Source organism: Kingella sp. (in: b-proteobacteria), assembly GCF_030527935.1.
In the GTDB taxonomy this organism is placed as follows: Bacteria; Pseudomonadota; Gammaproteobacteria; order Burkholderiales; family Neisseriaceae; genus Kingella_B.
Window position 1 is genome coordinate 1 of sequence record NZ_JAUMZV010000046.1, and the last position, 16,649, is coordinate 16,649.

Here is a 16,649-nt window from a genome sequence, read left to right on the forward strand (position 1 = left end):
CGCAGCAGGAGTTAAATGGTTTAGCGGTTTACAAGCAGATTGAATTAAACGAATTGGTGATGTCCTAATAAAGTATGCTGGTTTGATTATTGTTGATAGCCAGCAGTACTGATTAAAAGCTCTGCAATCTGTTCCCTCTCCCGCCAGCGGGGGAAGAAACAGTCAGTAGTGCAGCATACTTTTTAGGACACCACCGAATACTTTAAGGCAGCCTGAAACCCAAAATGGAGCGGCGACGGCTCGTCGCCAAATGGTTATCCATAAGTGCTGGCTGGCAACATCAACAAACCACCCGCCCCCATATTGATTACCCATTTAAACAAAAGCAGCCTGAAAACGCTATTTCCCATTTTCAGGCTGCCTTAATACAAAAACAGTAAAGCCCATTTTCAGGCTGCCCTTGCATCACGCCAAGGCAGCCTGAAATATTTAGAACCTGTATTCACTATTTTCATAGGCATCTTTCATGCCCTAAAAACGCGGCTACTGCGTTAAAAATGCTCGCAAGGTGTTCACTTGCTGTGCTTTTTGCCTTGTATCCGCGCTTTTATGCCATAAAATCTACCTATGAAAATAGTGAATACAGGTTCTTACAACCCCCCCTACTCCCCACCGCTTTTCTTCTTCCGTCTGCGCCGTTTTTTCTTCGCCGCGCCATCGCCCGCAGCCGCTTTGCCCTGTTGCCCCGCCGTTTCCGCCATTACCCGCTTGTCCGCATCCGAAGCGTGCTGAAAGCGCGTCCACCAATCCGCCAGCGGCTGCAAATCCGCGTCCATTTGCGCGCGCAACAGCAGAAAATCATACGCTGCCCGAAACCGCGCCTGCGCCAGCAAGCGAAACGGACGACCGCCCCGCTGATGCCCAAACTGCGGCTGCAACAGCCAAATCTCGCGCATTGTTGCCGAATACCGCTGCGGCACGCCCCAGCCGCGCTCCATATCATCGCGCAGCCCATTCACCGCAGCACCCATCGCCGCAGCCGCCCCCGCGCCCTTATCCATCTCGCCCTGCCAACGCGCGTTCAAATCTTCCCAAAACAACGCCGCCAGCATAAACCCCACCGACACCGACTTGCCCGCCCCCAGCCGCGCATCCGTCTGCTGCAACGCCAACATGCCAATATGATGCGCCCCTCCATCTGCCGCGCGGAACATCGCCGACAGCAAAGGATGCACCGCATCCGCCAAGCCAAGCTGCCGCAACGCCGCCAAACAGCCCACCGCGTTGCCCGACAACAAAATTTTCAGCAATTCATCAAACAACCGTGCCACAGGCTCATGCCGCAGCAGCAAGCCCATGTCCACAATCGGTGCAGCCGTTGCCGTTTCCACCGCAAAGCCCAATTTCCCCGACAAGCGCACCGCCCGCAGCATCCGCACAGGGTCTTCCTGATAGCGTTCCACCGCATCGCCAATCATCACCAACCGCCGCGCCGCCACATCTTCCCAGCCGCCATGAAAATCCAACACCTGCTGCGCCACCACATCGTAATACAGCGCGTTGCAAGTAAAATCGCGCCGCATCGCATCCTGCTCCACCGAGCCATAAGCGTTATCCCGCATAATCCGCCCACTCGCATTCTGCATCACCCGCCCGCCGCTGCGAAATGTGCTTACTTCAATCGTCTCGCTGCCCTGCATCACGTGCACAATCTGAAACCGCCGCCCAATAATCCGACTGCGGCGAAACAACCGATGCACCTGCTCGGGCGTGGCACTCGTTGCCACATCAAAATCCTTCGGCTCAACGCCCAACAGCAAATCGCGCACCGCGCCGCCCACCAAATACGCTTCAAACCCCGCCTGATGCAAACCATTCAACACCCACAACGCCGCCTGATTGCGCACAGGCAGCTTCACCGCATGGCGCACACAACGCACCTTGCTCGCCGCCCGCTTTTTCGGGAACACCCGATTCATTAAATTTTTCAACATACAAACTTCCTTAAACAACAAGGCAGCCTGAAACCCATCTTTGCCAAATAGTCTTAACGCACAGCAAGCATCCATCAACAAAACCACTTGGCAAAGATTTCAGGCAGCCTGAAAACAATGAAACAAACGCAGGCAACAACGCGCATCCACGCACCCCATCCTGCAAAAGCGCGATTTTCCCCGTTTACCCGAGCTTTGAAAACCCCGCCAACATCTCCCCCAGTAACCCATATTCCACCCATTTCAGGCTGCCACCCCCATAACAAAAGGCTGAATACCCAAAAGTATCCAGCCCTTGCCTAGCAAAATTGCCAGTTCAACACCCATGTTGACTCAATCAACACGAGTGCCGAAAATTATTTCGCAGCAGAAGCCGCAGCAGCAGAAACCTCAGAAGCCGCCGCTTGAACAGCAGAAGCACCTTTTTGCACCGCATCAGCAGCCATGCCTTTGGCATCAGAAGTCGCAGATTGCACCGCAGCTTGCGCATCAGAAGCCGCTGCAACCGCAGCATCTTGCGCCGCAGAAGCCGCAGACGCGCCCTCAGCCGCCACAGCAGAAGCCGCTTCTTTCACCGCAGAAGCCGCTTGGTTGGCAGCAGGTTGGTTGTCGCCACAAGCAGCCAACATCAAAGACAACAGAGCAACAGACAGTAGTGATTTTTTCATGTTTAACACCTTCAAATATTTTTTATCGTTGAATAAAAAGCAAAACGAGTCAGCAAAATGAATGTTATTTAGCTACTCGCTTGCCACAAAACGCGCGCATTGTGCATGAAATTAGACTACTGCGCAATCAAATCGCATATTTATTTGTGTTGAAACAGATTTTGTCCGCATAAAAACACGCCGATGCGGAAATAATTGACTGAAATCAAACCCAATCCGCGCGCCGTTCCTGTTGCCGCCGCGCAACATCCAGCGCGTGTGCTATACTGCGCCACTTTGCAACCGCGAAATCCAACCGCGCATTCACCCAAAGGAAACCCCATGAGCATCCAAAAAAACTCCGTTGTATCATTGCATTATGAAATGTACGATGCCGACAACAACTTGCTAGACAAAACCCTCGACCCCATTGAATACCTACACGGCGGCTACGATGGCATTTTCCCGCTGGTGGAAGAAGCCTTGCACGACAAAAACGTGGGCGACGAAGTGGACATTACCATGCAGCCCGATGACGCATTTGGCGAACAAGACCCCGAATTGGTGCGCATTGAAGACGTTAAAGTATTCCCCGTGGAAGTTGAACCAGGCATGATGTTTGAAGCCGACGACCCCGAACATGGCGGCGTGATTATCTACCGCGTAACCGATGTTGCCGATGGCAAAGCCGTGGTGGATGGCAACCATCCGCTCGCAGGCATGAAAATCCGCTTCAAAGGCACCGTCGCCGCCATCCGTGAAGCCACCGCCGAAGAAATCGCCCACGGCCATGTGCACGGCGCACACGGGCATCATCACTAATCATCCCAAGGCAGCCTGAAAGCCATTTATTTGTTTTCAGGCTGCCTTTTACAGTAGCCCAAATTCATCTTTTCAGGCTGCCTTTGCCCCCACAAGGCAGCCTGAAAACATCTCCACCATGCCCCAAGCCACCACCTACCGCACCCTAGCCGCCCCCGCCACCGCCGAGTTCAAAGACAAAGGCAGCCGCTTCATCGCCTACGCCTATCCCGTGCGCAGCGCCGAAGAAGTCAAAGCCCACGTTGAAGCCCAACGCCAAGCCCACCACAAAGCCCGCCATTGGTGCTACGCCTACCGCATCGGCACAGATGGCAGCCAATTTCGCGCCAACGACGACGGCGAACCCAGCGGCAGCGCAGGCCGCCCCATACTCGGGCAGATTGATTCCTTTGAACTCACCGACGTGCTGGTGATTGTGGTGCGCTACTTTGGCGGCACGCTGCTGGGCGTATCAGGGCTAATCCACGCCTACAAAACCGCCAGCCAAATGGCATTTCAGGCTGCCGCCATCGTAGAAAAAAACATAGAAAAAACCGTGTACTTGCGCTGCGACTACCCCATTCTCAACGAAGCCCTACGCATCGCCAAAGCTCACCACGCCGCCATCATCCAACAAGATTTGCAACTGGATTGCCGCCTTACCCTGCGCATCCCCCTTGCCGATTACGCAGACTGCCTTGCCGCATGGGCGTTTACGCGACAAATAGACACCTGCGAAGAAGCGTTTGGCTGAAACCCAAAGGCAGCCTGAAACACACGAAAAACCCCAAGAGCCAGAAACTCTTGGGGTTAAAAACTTGGCGGAGGCGGTGAGATTCGAACTCACGGAGGGCGCAAACCCTCGACGGTTTTCAAGACCGTTGCATTAAACCGCTCTGCCACACCTCCGTCTTGAAGCGGCGAACTATACCGATTTTTACAATTACTGGCAAGCAAATTTTAGGCAGCGCATCTTGAAAAATGCAACGCGCTGTTTTCTAACAAAACAAAATTCCAGCCGTCCCCAAATCCCCGCTTGTTTTTTTATTTGACTAGCCCTATATCGTGTTCATCCAATCATCCCATAAGGAAAATGAAACATGAGATACGACAAACTAACCACCAAATTTCAGGCTGCCTTGCAAGAAGCGCAAAGCCAAGCGATGGCGAGCGATTGCGGCTATTTAGAAGCCGTGCACGTTCTGCAAGCCCTGTTAAACGACAACGACAGCGGCATCGCCGCGCTGCTGGTGCAAGCGGGCGGCAACATCACGCAGATTAAACATGGCGTTCAGGCTGCCTTAGCCGCGCTGCCCAAAGTGTCGGGGCAAGGCGGCGAAATGTTCCCCAGCCGCGAATTGCAAAACGCGCTCAATTTGATGGACAAGGCCGCGGTGAAACGCGGCGATGCCTACATTGCCAGCGAATTGTTTTTATTGGGTTTAATCCAAGAAAACGGCGCAACGGGCAAAATTTTGAAAGACGCAGGCGTAACCGAAGCCAAGCTCAACCAAGCGATTGACAAACTGAACCAAGGACAAACCGTGGACAATCCCAACGCAGAAGACCAACGCGAAGCGTTGAAAAAATACACCACCGATTTAACCGCCCGCGCGCGCGAAGGCAAGCTAGACCCCGTTATCGGGCGCGATGACGAAATCCGCCGCGCCATTCAAGTGCTGCAACGGCGCACCAAAAACAACCCCGTGCTGATTGGCGAACCGGGCGTGGGCAAAACCGCGATTGTGGAAGGCTTGGCGCAGCGCATTGTAAACGGCGAAGTGCCCGAAAGCCTGCGCGGCAAACGCTTGCTGGTGCTGGATTTGGCGGCGTTGATTGCGGGCGCGAAATATCGCGGCGAGTTTGAAGAACGCTTGAAAGCGGTGTTGAACGACCTCGCCAAAGACGATGGCAACACGTTGATTTTTATTGATGAAATTCACACGCTGGTGGGCGCGGGCAAAACCGATGGCGCGATGGACGCGGGCAATATGCTCAAACCTGCGCTGGCGCGGGGCGAATTGCATTGCATCGGCGCGACCACGCTGGACGAATATCGCCAATATATTGAAAAAGATGCGGCGTTGGAGCGGCGTTTCCAAAAAGTGTTGGTGAACGAGCCAAGCGTGGAAGACACGATTGCGATTTTGCGCGGCTTGCAAGAGCGTTACGAAATCCATCACGGCGTGGACATCACCGACCCTGCGATTGTGGCGGCGGCGGAGTTATCCAACCGCTACATCACCGACCGCTTCTTGCCCGACAAGGCGATTGATTTGATTGACGAAGCTGCCAGCCGCATCAAAATGGAAATTGATTCCAAACCCGAGCAAATGGACAAGCTAGACCGCCGCATGATTCAGTTGAAAATGGAAAAAATGCACGTTGCCAAAGAAACGGACGAAGCGAGCAAAAAACGTTTGGCGTTGATTGACGAAGAAATCGCGGGCTTGGAAAAAGAATACGCCGATTTGGACGAAATCTGGAAAGCGGAAAAAGCGTCTTCGGTGAGTTTGAGCGATTTGAAAACGCAGATTGATGCGCTGAAAACCCGCATTGAGCAAGCCAAACGCGCGGGCGATTATGGCTTGGCTTCGGAATTGGAATATGGCGAGCTGCCCAAATTAACGCTGCAACTGAAAGATGCGGAGCGTTCAGGCAGCCTGAAAAAACACAATACGCTGTTCCGCACCGAAGTGGGCGCGGAAGAAATCGCGGAAATTGTGTCGCGCATGACGGGCATTCCTGTGTCCAAAATGATGGAAGGCGAGCGCGATAAGCTGCTGAAAATGGAAGAAGTTTTGCATCATCGCGTGGTGGGGCAAGACGAAGCGGTGCGCGCGGTTGCCGATGCGATTCGCCGCAGTCGCAGCGGTTTGTCCGACCCCAATCGCCCGTATGGTAGCTTCTTGTTTTTAGGGCCGACTGGCGTGGGCAAAACCGAGCTGTGCAAGGCGTTGGCGGGCTTTTTGTTTGACAGCGAAGACCATTTAATCCGCGTGGATATGTCAGAATACATGGAAAAACACAGCATTGCGCGGCTGATTGGCGCGCCCCCCGGATATGTGGGCTACGAAGAAGGCGGCTATTTGACCGAGCAGGTGCGCCGCAAACCGTATAGCGTGATTTTGCTGGACGAAGTGGAAAAGGCGCACCCTGATGTGTTTAATATTTTGCTGCAAGTGTTGGACGATGGGCGTTTGACCGATGGGCAGGGGCGCACGGTGGACTTTAAAAACACGGTGATTGTGATGACCAGCAACATCGGCAGCCAGCATATTCAGGCGATGGGCACGGCGGATTATGATGCGATTAAGGAGACGGTGATGGAAGATGTGAAAACGTATTTCCGCCCCGAGCTGATTAACCGTATTGATGAAGTGGTGGTGTTCCACGGCTTGAACCAAGCGCATATTCGCAGCATCGCGCAAATCCAATTAGGCAGCCTGAAAAAACGTTTGGCGGCGCAGGATTTGGATTTGGCGGTTTCGGACGCGGCGTTAGATGTGTTGGCGCAGGCGGGCTTTGACCCTGTTTACGGGGCGCGTCCGCTGAAACGGGCGATTCAGTCGGAAATTGAAAATCCGTTGGCAAAAGCGTTGCTGGAAGGGCGTTACGCGCCTGAAAGCATAATTCGCGTGGAAGCGCGGGGCGGGGAGTTGGTTTTTGATTGATTAGATTGTGAAGTAAGCAAAGGCAGCCTGAAAATGTGTTATGCGTTTTCAGGCTGTTTTTTTGTGTGGATTGGGATGGGGGTTTCAGGCTGCCTTTGGGTGGCGCAGTAGGTCGGGCATTGATGCCCGACGTTTTTAGTGCGTAGGACACGCGGAAACTGGCAAACCGCGTGCGTGGCAAAGCCACACACCCTACTCGTGCTGTCTTTATTTGCTTTACTAGAAAAATGTCGGGCATCAATGTCCGACCTACTTGGGAAAGGTTTCAGGCTGCCTTTGGGAAGATAAGGCAGCCTGAAAACCAAAATGGAGCGGCGACGGCTCGTCGCTAAAAGGGCGCGTTGAATGGGATGGGTTGTGGGGTGGCGAAATGTCGGCGAGCCACCAACGCTCCATGCGCGAATGAGTTTGGCAAAGGCAGCCTGAAAACGCCATTTCACGTTTTCAGGCTGCCTTTATCACGCGCCCGTTATTCCGCTTTGGGTTTCGCGCTCAAACTCTTCGCCGTATCCACCAGCTCCAAAAATTCTGCCCGCAATCCGTATTCATCAGGCTTGGCGGCCGATTTTGCCAGCGCAGCGATGTCTTTCCATGTCATTTTGCCGTTGTATTGCCCACCTTGCAGGGCTTGGGCGTAGGAAGCGGCGGCAACGGCAAAGCGGAAATCGGCACTCGCTTGCGCTAGGGGGACGCTGCTGGCGGCAATCGGTTGGCTAATGAGCTGGCTGTTGCTTTGGTTGGGGTTTTTGTAGCGCAGTTTCACGAAGCCGTATTCTTTCAGGCTGCCTGAAACCTTGGGCGCGGCGGCGTAGCGCGAATTATCCAGCCAGCCTTGTTTGCCTGCGGGGATAATTTCGTAAAACGCGGTAACGGTGTGCCCTGCGCCGATGTCGCCTGAATCCACGCGGTCGTTGTTGAAGTCTTCTTGCTTCATCACGCGGTTTTCGTAGCCGACTAGGCGATATTCTTTTACGGTGGCGGGGTTGAACTTTACTTGCACTTTCACGTCTTGCGCCACGGTGGCCAGCGTGGACGATAGTTGGCGTTGCAGCACTTTTTTGGCTTCGTTGCGGTTGTCAATGTAGCTGTAATTGCCGTCGCCCGCATCGGCAAGCTGTTCCATCAGATGCTCGTTGTAATTGCCTGTGCCAAAGCCGAGCGTGGTGAGCGAGATGCCGTTTTTGCGCTTTTCTGCCACCGTGTCGCGCAAGGTTTCAAAGCGGGTGATGCCAACGTTGAAGTCGCCATCGGTTGCTAACAAGATGCGGTTGATGCCGCCTTTGATAAAGGATTTTTCGGCTTCGCGGTATGCCATTTGTATGGCTTGCTCGCCTGCGGTTGCGCCGCCTGCTTGCAAGCGGTTGATGGCGGCTAGGATTTGCGCTTTTTTGTCGCCTGATGTGGGCGGCAATACCAGCTCTTCGCCTGATGCGTAGGTAATCAGGGTTACTTTGTCTTGCGGGCGCAGGCGTTCGGTTAAGAGACGCAGGGTTTGTTTGACCAGCGGCAGTTTGTCTGCGCTATCCATGCTGCCTGAAACGTCCACCAAGAACACGAGATTGACGGGCGGCAGGGCTTGCTGGGTCATTTCTTTGGCTTTGATGGCGATGCGCACCAGCTTGGCGTTGGGCTGCCACGGCGAATCGGCGGTGTCCACGCGCACGGCAAAGGGCGCGCCGTTGCTGGGGGTGGCGTAGCCGTAGCCAAAATAATTGACGATTTCTTCCACGCGAACCGCGCCTTGGGGCGCCAACTGCCCATCGTTGAGCAGACGGCGCACGTTGGCGTAGCTGCCTGTGTCCACGTCCACGCCAAAGGTGGAAACGGGCGATTGGGCAACGACTTGCACGGGATTGGCGGGGGTGTCGGCGTAGCGTTCGGTGTTTTCAGGCTGCCTGATTTGCTCGCGGGCCATCATTGCCATTGGGGCGGGTGTGCTGCGGTAGAAAGCATCCAGCCCTGCATCGGCGACTTCTACCATTTTGGTAGACATATTGGGCGATGTTTCGCGAGCCAATTTAGACGATTGATGTCCAAACTATGCCATATCGCGAGGTGGCATACTTTGAGTGCCGCAGGCTGCCAGCAAAGCAGTAGAAATCGCTAAGGTAAAATAATTCAAACGCATGGTTACTCCCGATGGGGTTAGTCAGAAAATGGGGGAAAATAGGCTGTATCGCTCGCGGGCAGGAATGGCTGTTTAAGCTACCACCCCCATCCTAGCCCTCCTCCGCCAGCGGGAGAAGGAACAGGTTTCAGGATTGTTTATTCATGCTGCTTGCCATTATCAGCAACAATCAAGCCAGCCTATTTTTAGGGCATCCCCAGAATATCTAAGGCAGCCTGAAACGACAAAATACGTTTTCAGGCTGCCTATATTTAATCAATCATGCTGCCGCGCAAACAACGCTTGCTCAATCTCGCGGTTCACGCGGGCAAGCAGTTCAGGGTTGTCGGCAAGGTTTTGCCCGTAAGACGGTATCATGGTTTTCAGGCTGCCTTCCCAGTCTTTCAGGCTGCCTGCAAAGCATTTTTGCAGCACTTCCAGCATGATGGCAACGGAAGTGGATGCCCCCGGCGATGCGCCGAGCAAGGCGGCAAGGCTGCCATCTTGGGCGTGGATGACTTCTGTGCCAAATTGCAGGCTGCCGTGTTCGCTGGCGGTGTCTTTGATGATTTGCACGCGCTGCCCTGCTTGCGCCAGTTCCCAATCTTCGGCGCGAGCATCGGGGATAAATTCGCGCAATTCTTGGATGCGCTGCTCTTTGCTGAGCAACACTTGCCCAATCAGGTATTGGGTTAGGGCGCGGTTTTTGATGCCTGCGGTAAGCATGGTGCGCAGGTTGTGCGGTTTGAGCGTGGCGGGCAAATCGCAGATTGAGCCGTGTTTCAGGAATTTGGTGGTGAAGCCTGCGAAAGGTCCAAACAATAAGGCTTTTTTGCCGTCAATATAGCGCGTATCCAAATGCGGCACGGACATCGGCGGCGCGCCCACTTTGGCTTTGCCATACACTTTGGCGTGGTGCTGGGCGATGATGTTTTCGTTGCGGCACACCAAAAACAAGCCGCTCACAGGGAAGCCGCCGATGTGTTGGCTTTCGGGAATGCCTGTTTTTTGCAGCAGGTGCAAGCTGCCGCCGCCCGCGCCGATGAATACGAAATCGGCGGTGTGTTGTTGCAATACGCCGTCTTTCAGGCTGGCAATCGTCCATTTTTGCTCGGTGGTGCGGTTGATGGCGGTTACTTCGGTGTGGTAGTGGAAAGTGGTTTGCTGCGTGGCAAGGTAGTCAAAAAGCTGGCGGGTGAGCTCGCCGAAGTTTACGTCTGTGCCGTAGTCTATGCGGGTGGCGGCGATGGCTTGGTTGCTTGGGCGGTTGTTCATCATCAGCGGCAGCCATTGGCGCAGGGTGGCTGCGTCTTCGCTGTATTGCATATCGGCAAACAGCGGATGCCGCACCAGCGCGGCATGGCGGGCGCGTAGAAATTGCACGTCGTTATCGCCTGTTACAAAGCTGATGTGCGGCAGGCGGTGGATAAAGTTTTCAGGCTGCCGTATGCAGCCTTGCGCCGCCCAATGCGCCCACAGTTGCAGCGATTGGCTAAATTTTTCGTTGATGGCAACGGCGCGGTTGATGCTGATGCTGCCGTCCTCGCTTTGCGGCGTGTAGTTCAGCTCGCACAGCGCGGCGTGTCCTGTGCCTGCGTTGTTGCTTTCTTGCGAACTTTCCAGCGCGGGCGCGCCCAGCCGTTCAAACACGGTGATGCTTTTTTCGGGCGCAAGCTGTTTGAGCAGCGTGCCGAGTGTGGCACTCATAATGCCTGCGCCGATAAGCGCGATGTGGGTGTGGGGGATGGAAGTGGTCATCATACGTTCTTTGTTAATAGAGTTTGCGCGTTTCAGGCTGCCTAATGATGGGTTGATTAGGCAGCCTGAAAATGGATATTTTGAAATAAATGGCTGCCCCTAGTTGAGCCCCTTGCCCTTGCGCTGCGCCCCCAAATCCGCCGCCGCAGTAAACAACACATCAGTGGACGAGTTCAACGCCGTTTCCGCCGAATCCTGAATCACGCCAATCACAAAGCCCACGCCCACCACCTGCATGGCAACATCGTTGGGAATATTAAACAAGCTGCACGCCACGGGAATCAGCAGCAGCGAGCCGCCCGCCACGCCCGATGCGCCACACGCGCTCACCGTCGCCACCAAGCTCAACAGCAACGCCATGCCAAAATCCACATGAATGCCTTGCGTGTGCGCCGCCGCCAGTGCCAACACGGTAATCGTAATCGCCGCGCCCGCCATGTTAATCGTTGCCCCCAGCGGGATGGACATGGCGTAAGTGTCTTCATGCAAGCCCAATTTTTTTGCCAACGCCATGTTCACAGGAATATTGGCGGCAGAAGAGCGGGTGAAAAACGCAGGAATGCCGCTTTCGCGCAAGCAAATAAACACCAAAGGATACGGGTCGCGGCGGATTTTCCACCACACAATCAACGGATTGAACACAAACGCCACCAAGCCCATGCAGCCGAGCAGCACCATAATCAAATGCCCGTATTCCTGCGCCATGCGTTTGAAGCCCGTTTCTTCCACGGTAACCGCCACCAAGCCCATGATGCCCAGCGGCGCAAACCTAATCACGCCGCGCACAATCATGGAAACCGCGCTGGCTAAATCGCCGATGATGGTGTGGGTAACTTCGTTGGCATTGCGCAGCGCAAAACCCAGCATCAACGCCCACGCCAAAATGCCGATGTAGTTGCCGCTGGATAACGCACTAATCGGGTTGGAAACCAAGCTCATCAACACGTTTTTCAGCACTTCGGCGATGCCTGATGGCGGCGCAAGGTTGGTTTCGGGTGTGGCAACCAGCGTGAGCGTGGTGGGATACATAAAGCTCGCCACCACCGCAATCACCGCCGCGCCAAACGTGCCGATTAAATACAACAGCAAAATTGGGCGCATATGCGTTTGCGCGCCTTCGTTGTGCTGGGCAATCGCCGCCGTTACCAAAATAAACACCAAAAACGGCGCAACCGCTTTGAGCGCACCCACAAACAGGCTGCCCAAAATGCCAACAGTGGGCGCAGCCGATGGGATAAATTGCCCGATGATGATGCCAATTATCATGCCGATGATAATCTGCCAAATCAGACCAATGCGGTTGTACCACGCGGGTTTTGCAGCGGGTTGGTTCATGCGATGCTCCTTGAAATGTAAAGATTTAAGTGAGATTTGTTAAGAGTAGTTTGCATTGTAGGGGAAATTAAAATGATTGGGCAATGGAAAATTGCGCCAGATGGGTTTTCAGGCTGCCTATATGGCTCAAAGGCAGCCTGAAAACCCCGCGCCGCGTAAAGATGATTGCGCCCTATTTTACAGATGTTTACAATGTCATCACCGTAGTCGCTTTGGCTTTGGCGATTGTTGTAGCTTGAAGCGATTGCCCCGCTGCAAGCGGACAGCAGCACCCGCCCGTTTGCTTAGAACCTGTATTCGCTATTTGCATAGGCAGATTTGATGACATAAAAGCGCGGATACAAGGCAATAAAGCGCAGCAAGGTTGTACACCTTGCGAGCATTTTTAACGCAGTAGCCGCGTTTTTAGGGCATATTAAAGATGCCTATGCAAATAGTGAATGCAGGTTCTTAATCCCAATCCACCACAGGAGTGAACACAAATGAAAGCAGCACGTTTCCACAACAAAGGCGATATTCGTATTGAAGACATCCCCGAGCCCACCGTTGCCGCAGGCACAGTCGGCATCAAAGTCGCTTGGTGCGGCATCTGTGGCACCGATTTGCACGAATTTATGGAAGGCCCGATTTTCATCCCGCCTTGCGGTCATCCGCACCCCATTTCAGGCGAATCTGCGCCTGTTACCATGGGACACGAATTTTCAGGCGTGGTGTATGCCGTGGGCGAAGGCGTTACCGATATTCAAGTGGGGCAACACGTTGTGGTTGAGCCCTACATCATCCGTGATGATGTGCCAACAGGCGAAGGCAGCAATTACCATCTCTCCAAAGATATGAACTTTATCGGCTTGGGCGGCTGCGGTGGCGGTTTAGCCGAAAAAATCGCCGTGAAACGCCGCTGGGTGCATCCCATTTCCAATGCCATCCCGCTGGACGAAGCCGCGTTGATTGAGCCGCTATCGGTGGGGCATCACGCTTTTGTGCGCTCGGGCGCGAAAGCGGGCAATGTGGCATTGGTGGGCGGCGCAGGGCCGATTGGCTTGCTGTTATCCGCCATTTTGAAAGCCAAAGGGCTGACCGTCATCATCACCGAATTGAGCAAAGCGCGCAAAGACAAAGCGCGCGAAGCAGGCGTGGCAGACTATATTCTTGACCCCAGCGAAGTGGACGTGGTCGCCGAAGTGATGAACATCACCCACGGCAACGGCGTGGACGTGGCGTTTGAATGCACCAGCGTCAACAAAGTGCTGGACACTTTGGTGGCATCCATGAAGACAACAGGCAAAGTGGTCATCGTATCTATTTGGAGCAAACCCGCCACCATCAACGTGCACAGCGTGGTGATGAAAGAGCTGGACGTACGCGGCACCATCGCCTACTGCAACGACCACGCCGAAACCATCAAGCTGGTGGAATCGGGCAAAATTAACCTGAAACCGTTTATCACACAGCGCATCAAGCTGGATGAGCTGATTTCGGAAGGCTTTGAGCGGCTGATTCATAACAACGAATCGGCGGTTAAGATTATTGTGAATCCGAATTTGTGATAGCGATTGCAACGTGATAAGGCAGCCTGAAAACTGGGGGACTGGTTTTCAGGCTGCTTTTTGTGTTGGAAATGGACGCAAGCCATACGATTCGATGCGCCGCGTAACGTTCAACATTGATGCAGCCTGAAACCTTTGCAAAACCTGTAACCGATGGAGCGTCGGCGGCTCGCCGACATCTTGGCAAATCAGTAGTGCGATGTGTGATAAGGTGTTGGCGGCAAGCCGCCGCTCCATTTTAGGTTTCAGCCTGAAAACAAGAAACATTTGCAAAGTTTCAGGCTGCCTTATCGCCAACCAAACCCAAGGCAGCCTGAAAACGGATATTCCCATTTTCAGGCTGCCTATTTGTTCACATTAGTGGTCGCAAGCCGTGCGGTTCAGCGCGCCGTAACGCCCCACGATGCCTTGCAACTCGCCCGCTTCTTCGTTGCTCACCGACATAAACATAATATTCATACGGGCAGAAGTTTGGCTGTCGCCATCGCCGCCGCCCTGAACCACTTGGCGCGATGCCGCGTGCGGGAATTTGCCCAGCAAGCCTTTGATGCGGTGGTAATCGTCTTCGGGAATGCTCACGCGGGCGGAGCAAGCGCGGTATTTGGCGCGTGGTTCAGCCGCAGCGGCTTGGGCGGCGGCTCGGCTGTTGCCCATTGGCGAACCGCCTGCGTTGCCTGCATTAGCATTACGTTGTGGGCGCACGGTGTTGGCGGTTCTGCCGACAATTTTGCCGATTGCACTGCCTGCTGGCACGCCATTGGCGGTTACTGTGCCGTTGGTGGAAACGGTGGTGGGTGTACCGTTGCCTGTGTTAATGATAATTTGCTGCGGTGCTTGGGGTTGCTGTGGTGTTTGCACGATTTGCGGTTGTGGTTTTTTCGGATTCATAATTTTATTGCCCACAAATCCTGCAAACACGATGAGATTCAACGCCACCAATGTGGCAAATATCCACTTCATTCTTATTCCTTACGCGCTGGTTGGTGTTCTAACCAGTTGATTAAGCCAAAAATTACGAGATTATCTACAATTTTTACACTATTGTCCAAACTAAATGCTTCGGGCAGGGCTTCGGCAATTTTGCGCGCGCCACCGCCTGTGATGATAAGGTCGGTGGGCTGATTGTGGTTGCGCTCTTTCAGCCTTGCGTGCATCAGCAAAATTGAACCGCACACCGCATCCATCATGCCTGTGGCGATGGCGTTGGCGGTGGTGGTGGGAAAGGGATAACGTTGCCCTTCGGGGCGATGCAAATTGGCGGTTTTTTGCAGCAGCGATTCGTGCATCAAATGAAACCCCGGCATGATGCTGCCGCCCAGATAATGGTTGTCGGCGGTAATCGCATCAATGGTTACTGCCGTGCCACAGCTCACCACCACGCTGGCGTTGTGGCTAAACTTGCGGCTGCCCAGCGCGTTGAACCAGCGGTCTGCGCCGTGTTCTTCGGGGTTGCGATAGTGGTTAATCATGCCCAGCGCGTGGGGCATGGAAGTGAGCCATTCAATCGGGCGTTGCAAGCGGTAGGCAACGGTTTCGCGTTTTGCCGCGCTGCACACGGATGAGCCAACGATGCGGGTGTGCGCTTGCCCATATTCTGCCCACTCTTGCGTTAAGCGCGATAAATCGCGGTAAGGCGCGTGCCCCGTGCGCAAAATCACGCCGTTTTCCACCCATGCCCATTTAAGGCGGCTGTTGCCGCTATCCAGCAGCAAATAATGATGGCTGTTGGCGTGCAGTTGCTCGGGGCGGCGCAGGCTCACTTCGCCGCTGGCGATGTATTGCACGCCGCCGTAATCGGTTTGCAGGCGCAATTCGCCGCGCTCGGTTACGCCTAACGCATAGCCATATTGGGCGATTTGCTCGCCGCGCAGCAAGTAAACGGTTTGATTTTGGTCGCGGTGCGCCGCTTCATAAGCAGCCTGAAATGGGGCAAAGCCTGTTTGCGCAAATTGGGTGAGATGCTGGTGCAACACATTGAGCAAAACGGTGAACACTTCGGCTGCGCTGTGCTTTTCGTTAGAGGCAGCCTGAAACGATGTGCTGTTGTCAACGTGTTCAGGCACAAGAAAATTGATGCCAATGCCGATAACGGCGTGGGTTTGATTATTGTGCCGCACGGTTTCAATCAGAATGCCGCCCAGCTTGTCCATGCCAATCACCAAATCGTTTGACCATTTGATTTGCGCCGCGCAACCCAGTTGCAACAAGGCACGTTGGCACGCCAGAGCCACCACCAACGACAACGCGCCCAACTCGGCTTGCGTTTGCGCAAATGTCCACCCCACGCTAAACATCAAACATTCGCCAAGCTGGTTACGCCAGCTCTTGCCCTGCTGCCCACGCCCCGCATTTTGCGTGTGCGACGCAATCACGCGCTGATGAATAGAGCAGCCTGAACGCGCATCATCCAGCAATAATGTGTTGGTCGATGCAGTTTCAGGCTGCACTTGTACATCAAACAAAGGATGCTGCGTGTTTTCAGGCAAAAGCGCGATGGCTTTGGCGAGTTTCCAGTAGCCATCGTTTTGACGCAGCAAATTGTGCAAATATTGCGGGGCTTGTTGCCACAAGCCGTTCAGCTGAGCGGGCGTAGTTTGAGCGATTTGAGCAAGCTCGGTTACATGGTGAGACTTGCCGTCTGATAAGGCAGTTAAAAGAAGCGCAAAGGACATAGCGGGCAAAAATAGAAAAAGGACGGATTCTACACTTGTTTACAAGGTTTAGGGCGGACAGCAAGGATTTAATCCTTAGTATAAAATGATTTGCTGTATTTTCTACTTTCCTAAAAAACAAACCGCCCTGACCATTGAGGTCAGGGCATTTCACAATTCAACCCACTCACTTAG

General features: G+C 54.0%; 15 protein-coding genes and 1 tRNA gene. 6 read left to right on the plus strand and 10 right to left on the minus strand.

The features are described 5' to 3' along the window. Positions 1-224 precede the first annotated feature (224 nt). Positions 225-380: a hypothetical protein gene (locus Q4A85_RS11690; RefSeq protein WP_303110559.1), complete on the plus strand. Its 156-nt coding sequence runs from the start codon at positions 225-227 to the stop codon at positions 378-380. 222 nt (positions 381-602) lie between these two features. Here Q4A85_RS11690 and pcnB read toward each other — a convergent pair whose 3' ends face one another. Together pcnB and Q4A85_RS11700 are read right to left on the minus strand one after the other, a co-directional pair. After that, positions 603-1,934, minus strand: a complete 1,332-nt coding sequence (pcnB, locus tag Q4A85_RS11695; RefSeq protein ID WP_303110561.1) for a polynucleotide adenylyltransferase PcnB — start codon at positions 1,932-1,934, stop codon at positions 603-605. A gap of 356 nt (positions 1,935-2,290) precedes the next feature. Continuing rightward, positions 2,291-2,602: a hypothetical protein gene (locus tag Q4A85_RS11700; protein ID WP_303110563.1), complete on the minus strand. Its 312-nt coding sequence runs from the start codon at positions 2,600-2,602 to the stop codon at positions 2,291-2,293. A gap of 321 nt (positions 2,603-2,923) precedes the next feature. On the opposite strand from Q4A85_RS11700, the gene Q4A85_RS11705 reads away from it, so the two are divergent. Both Q4A85_RS11705 and Q4A85_RS11710 read left to right on the plus strand, forming a co-directional pair. Further along, positions 2,924-3,403 carry a peptidylprolyl isomerase gene (locus Q4A85_RS11705; protein WP_303110565.1) on the plus strand — a complete coding sequence of 160 codons (480 nt, stop codon included), beginning with the start codon at positions 2,924-2,926 and terminating at the stop codon, positions 3,401-3,403. A 118-nt stretch (positions 3,404-3,521) separates the two neighbouring features. Next, the gene (locus Q4A85_RS11710; RefSeq protein WP_303110567.1) at positions 3,522-4,136 is read left to right on the plus strand and encodes a YigZ family protein; all 615 of its coding nucleotides are present in this window, start codon (positions 3,522-3,524) and stop codon (positions 4,134-4,136) included. Between the two features lie 65 nt (positions 4,137-4,201). Here Q4A85_RS11710 and Q4A85_RS11715 read toward each other — a convergent pair. After that, positions 4,202-4,291: transfer RNA gene (locus Q4A85_RS11715), tRNA-Ser, on the minus strand. 191 nt (positions 4,292-4,482) lie between these two features. Between Q4A85_RS11715 and clpB the strand changes: the two genes are divergently transcribed. Continuing rightward, entirely contained in the window at positions 4,483-7,056 is a 2,574-nt protein-coding gene (gene clpB / locus Q4A85_RS11720) for an ATP-dependent chaperone ClpB (protein ID WP_303110569.1), read from the plus strand. A 38-nt stretch (positions 7,057-7,094) separates the two neighbouring features. Here the strand turns inward: clpB and Q4A85_RS11725 are convergent, their stop codons facing one another. The 4 genes from Q4A85_RS11725 to sstT form a co-directional block, all read right to left on the minus strand. Then, positions 7,095-7,496, minus strand: coding sequence for a hypothetical protein (locus tag Q4A85_RS11725; protein ID WP_303110571.1), 402 nt, complete (start codon positions 7,494-7,496; stop codon positions 7,095-7,097). A gap of 29 nt (positions 7,497-7,525) precedes the next feature. Beyond that, positions 7,526-8,980, minus strand: coding sequence for a VWA domain-containing protein (locus tag Q4A85_RS11730; RefSeq protein WP_303110588.1), 1,455 nt, complete (start codon positions 8,978-8,980; stop codon positions 7,526-7,528). Positions 8,981-9,439: 459 nt separating this feature from the next. Next, positions 9,440-10,924, minus strand: a complete 1,485-nt coding sequence (mqo, locus tag Q4A85_RS11735; protein WP_303110573.1) for a malate dehydrogenase (quinone) — start codon at positions 10,922-10,924, stop codon at positions 9,440-9,442. A gap of 96 nt (positions 10,925-11,020) precedes the next feature. Continuing rightward, complete coding sequence (gene sstT / locus Q4A85_RS11740; RefSeq protein ID WP_303110575.1) at positions 11,021-12,256, minus strand: serine/threonine transporter SstT; 1,236 nt, start codon at positions 12,254-12,256, stop codon at positions 11,021-11,023. Positions 12,257-12,339: 83 nt separating this feature from the next. Between sstT and Q4A85_RS11745 the strand changes: the two genes are divergently transcribed. Further along, on the plus strand, positions 12,340-12,495 hold the full coding sequence (locus Q4A85_RS11745) for a hypothetical protein (RefSeq protein ID WP_303110577.1): 156 nt from the start codon (positions 12,340-12,342) through the stop codon (positions 12,493-12,495). A 243-nt stretch (positions 12,496-12,738) separates the two neighbouring features. Next, positions 12,739-13,803 carry a 2,3-butanediol dehydrogenase gene (locus Q4A85_RS11750; protein WP_303110579.1) on the plus strand — a complete coding sequence of 355 codons (1,065 nt, stop codon included), beginning with the start codon at positions 12,739-12,741 and terminating at the stop codon, positions 13,801-13,803. Between the two features lie 48 nt (positions 13,804-13,851). On the opposite strand, the gene Q4A85_RS11755 is transcribed toward Q4A85_RS11750, so the two are convergent. The 3 genes from Q4A85_RS11755 to Q4A85_RS11765 are packed head-to-tail and all read right to left on the minus strand — an operon-like array spanning position 13,852 to position 16,475. Next, the gene (locus tag Q4A85_RS11755) at positions 13,852-14,136 is read right to left on the minus strand and encodes a hypothetical protein (RefSeq protein WP_303110581.1); all 285 of its coding nucleotides are present in this window, start codon (positions 14,134-14,136) and stop codon (positions 13,852-13,854) included. Between the two features lie 24 nt (positions 14,137-14,160). After that, positions 14,161-14,763: a cell division protein gene (locus tag Q4A85_RS11760; protein WP_303110583.1), complete on the minus strand. Its 603-nt coding sequence runs from the start codon at positions 14,761-14,763 to the stop codon at positions 14,161-14,163. A 2-nt stretch (positions 14,764-14,765) separates the two neighbouring features. Then, positions 14,766-16,475 (minus strand): biotin--[acetyl-CoA-carboxylase] ligase, encoded by a 1,710-nt coding sequence (locus tag Q4A85_RS11765; RefSeq protein WP_303110587.1) that lies wholly within the window; start codon positions 16,473-16,475, stop codon positions 14,766-14,768. Positions 16,476-16,649: the final 174 nt, after the last annotated feature.

Excerpts from the sequence above, each read along its gene's own strand:
- clpB (WP_303110569.1), top strand. The coding sequence starts at position 4,483 with ATGAGATACGACAAACTAACCACCAAATTTCAGGCTGCCTTGCAAGAA.
- sstT (WP_303110575.1), bottom strand. The coding sequence starts at position 12,256 with ATGAACCAACCCGCTGCAAAACCCGCGTGGTACAACCGCATTGGTCTG.
- Q4A85_RS11710 (WP_303110567.1), top strand. The coding sequence starts at position 3,522 with ATGCCCCAAGCCACCACCTACCGCACCCTAGCCGCCCCCGCCACCGCC.
- Q4A85_RS11750 (WP_303110579.1), top strand. The coding sequence starts at position 12,739 with ATGAAAGCAGCACGTTTCCACAACAAAGGCGATATTCGTATTGAAGAC.
- Q4A85_RS11730 (WP_303110588.1), bottom strand. The coding sequence starts at position 8,980 with ATGGCAATGATGGCCCGCGAGCAAATCAGGCAGCCTGAAAACACCGAA.
- Q4A85_RS11765 (WP_303110587.1), bottom strand. The coding sequence starts at position 16,475 with ATGTCCTTTGCGCTTCTTTTAACTGCCTTATCAGACGGCAAGTCTCAC.
- Q4A85_RS11755 (WP_303110581.1), bottom strand. The coding sequence starts at position 14,136 with ATGGGAATATCCGTTTTCAGGCTGCCTTGGGTTTGGTTGGCGATAAGG.
- Q4A85_RS11700 (WP_303110563.1), bottom strand. The coding sequence starts at position 2,602 with ATGAAAAAATCACTACTGTCTGTTGCTCTGTTGTCTTTGATGTTGGCT.
- mqo (WP_303110573.1), bottom strand. The coding sequence starts at position 10,924 with ATGATGACCACTTCCATCCCCCACACCCACATCGCGCTTATCGGCGCA.
- Q4A85_RS11745 (WP_303110577.1), top strand. The coding sequence starts at position 12,340 with ATGGAAAATTGCGCCAGATGGGTTTTCAGGCTGCCTATATGGCTCAAA.
- Q4A85_RS11690 (WP_303110559.1), top strand. The coding sequence starts at position 225 with ATGGAGCGGCGACGGCTCGTCGCCAAATGGTTATCCATAAGTGCTGGC.
- Q4A85_RS11705 (WP_303110565.1), top strand. The coding sequence starts at position 2,924 with ATGAGCATCCAAAAAAACTCCGTTGTATCATTGCATTATGAAATGTAC.
- pcnB (WP_303110561.1), bottom strand. The coding sequence starts at position 1,934 with ATGTTGAAAAATTTAATGAATCGGGTGTTCCCGAAAAAGCGGGCGGCG.
- Q4A85_RS11760 (WP_303110583.1), bottom strand. The coding sequence starts at position 14,763 with ATGAAGTGGATATTTGCCACATTGGTGGCGTTGAATCTCATCGTGTTT.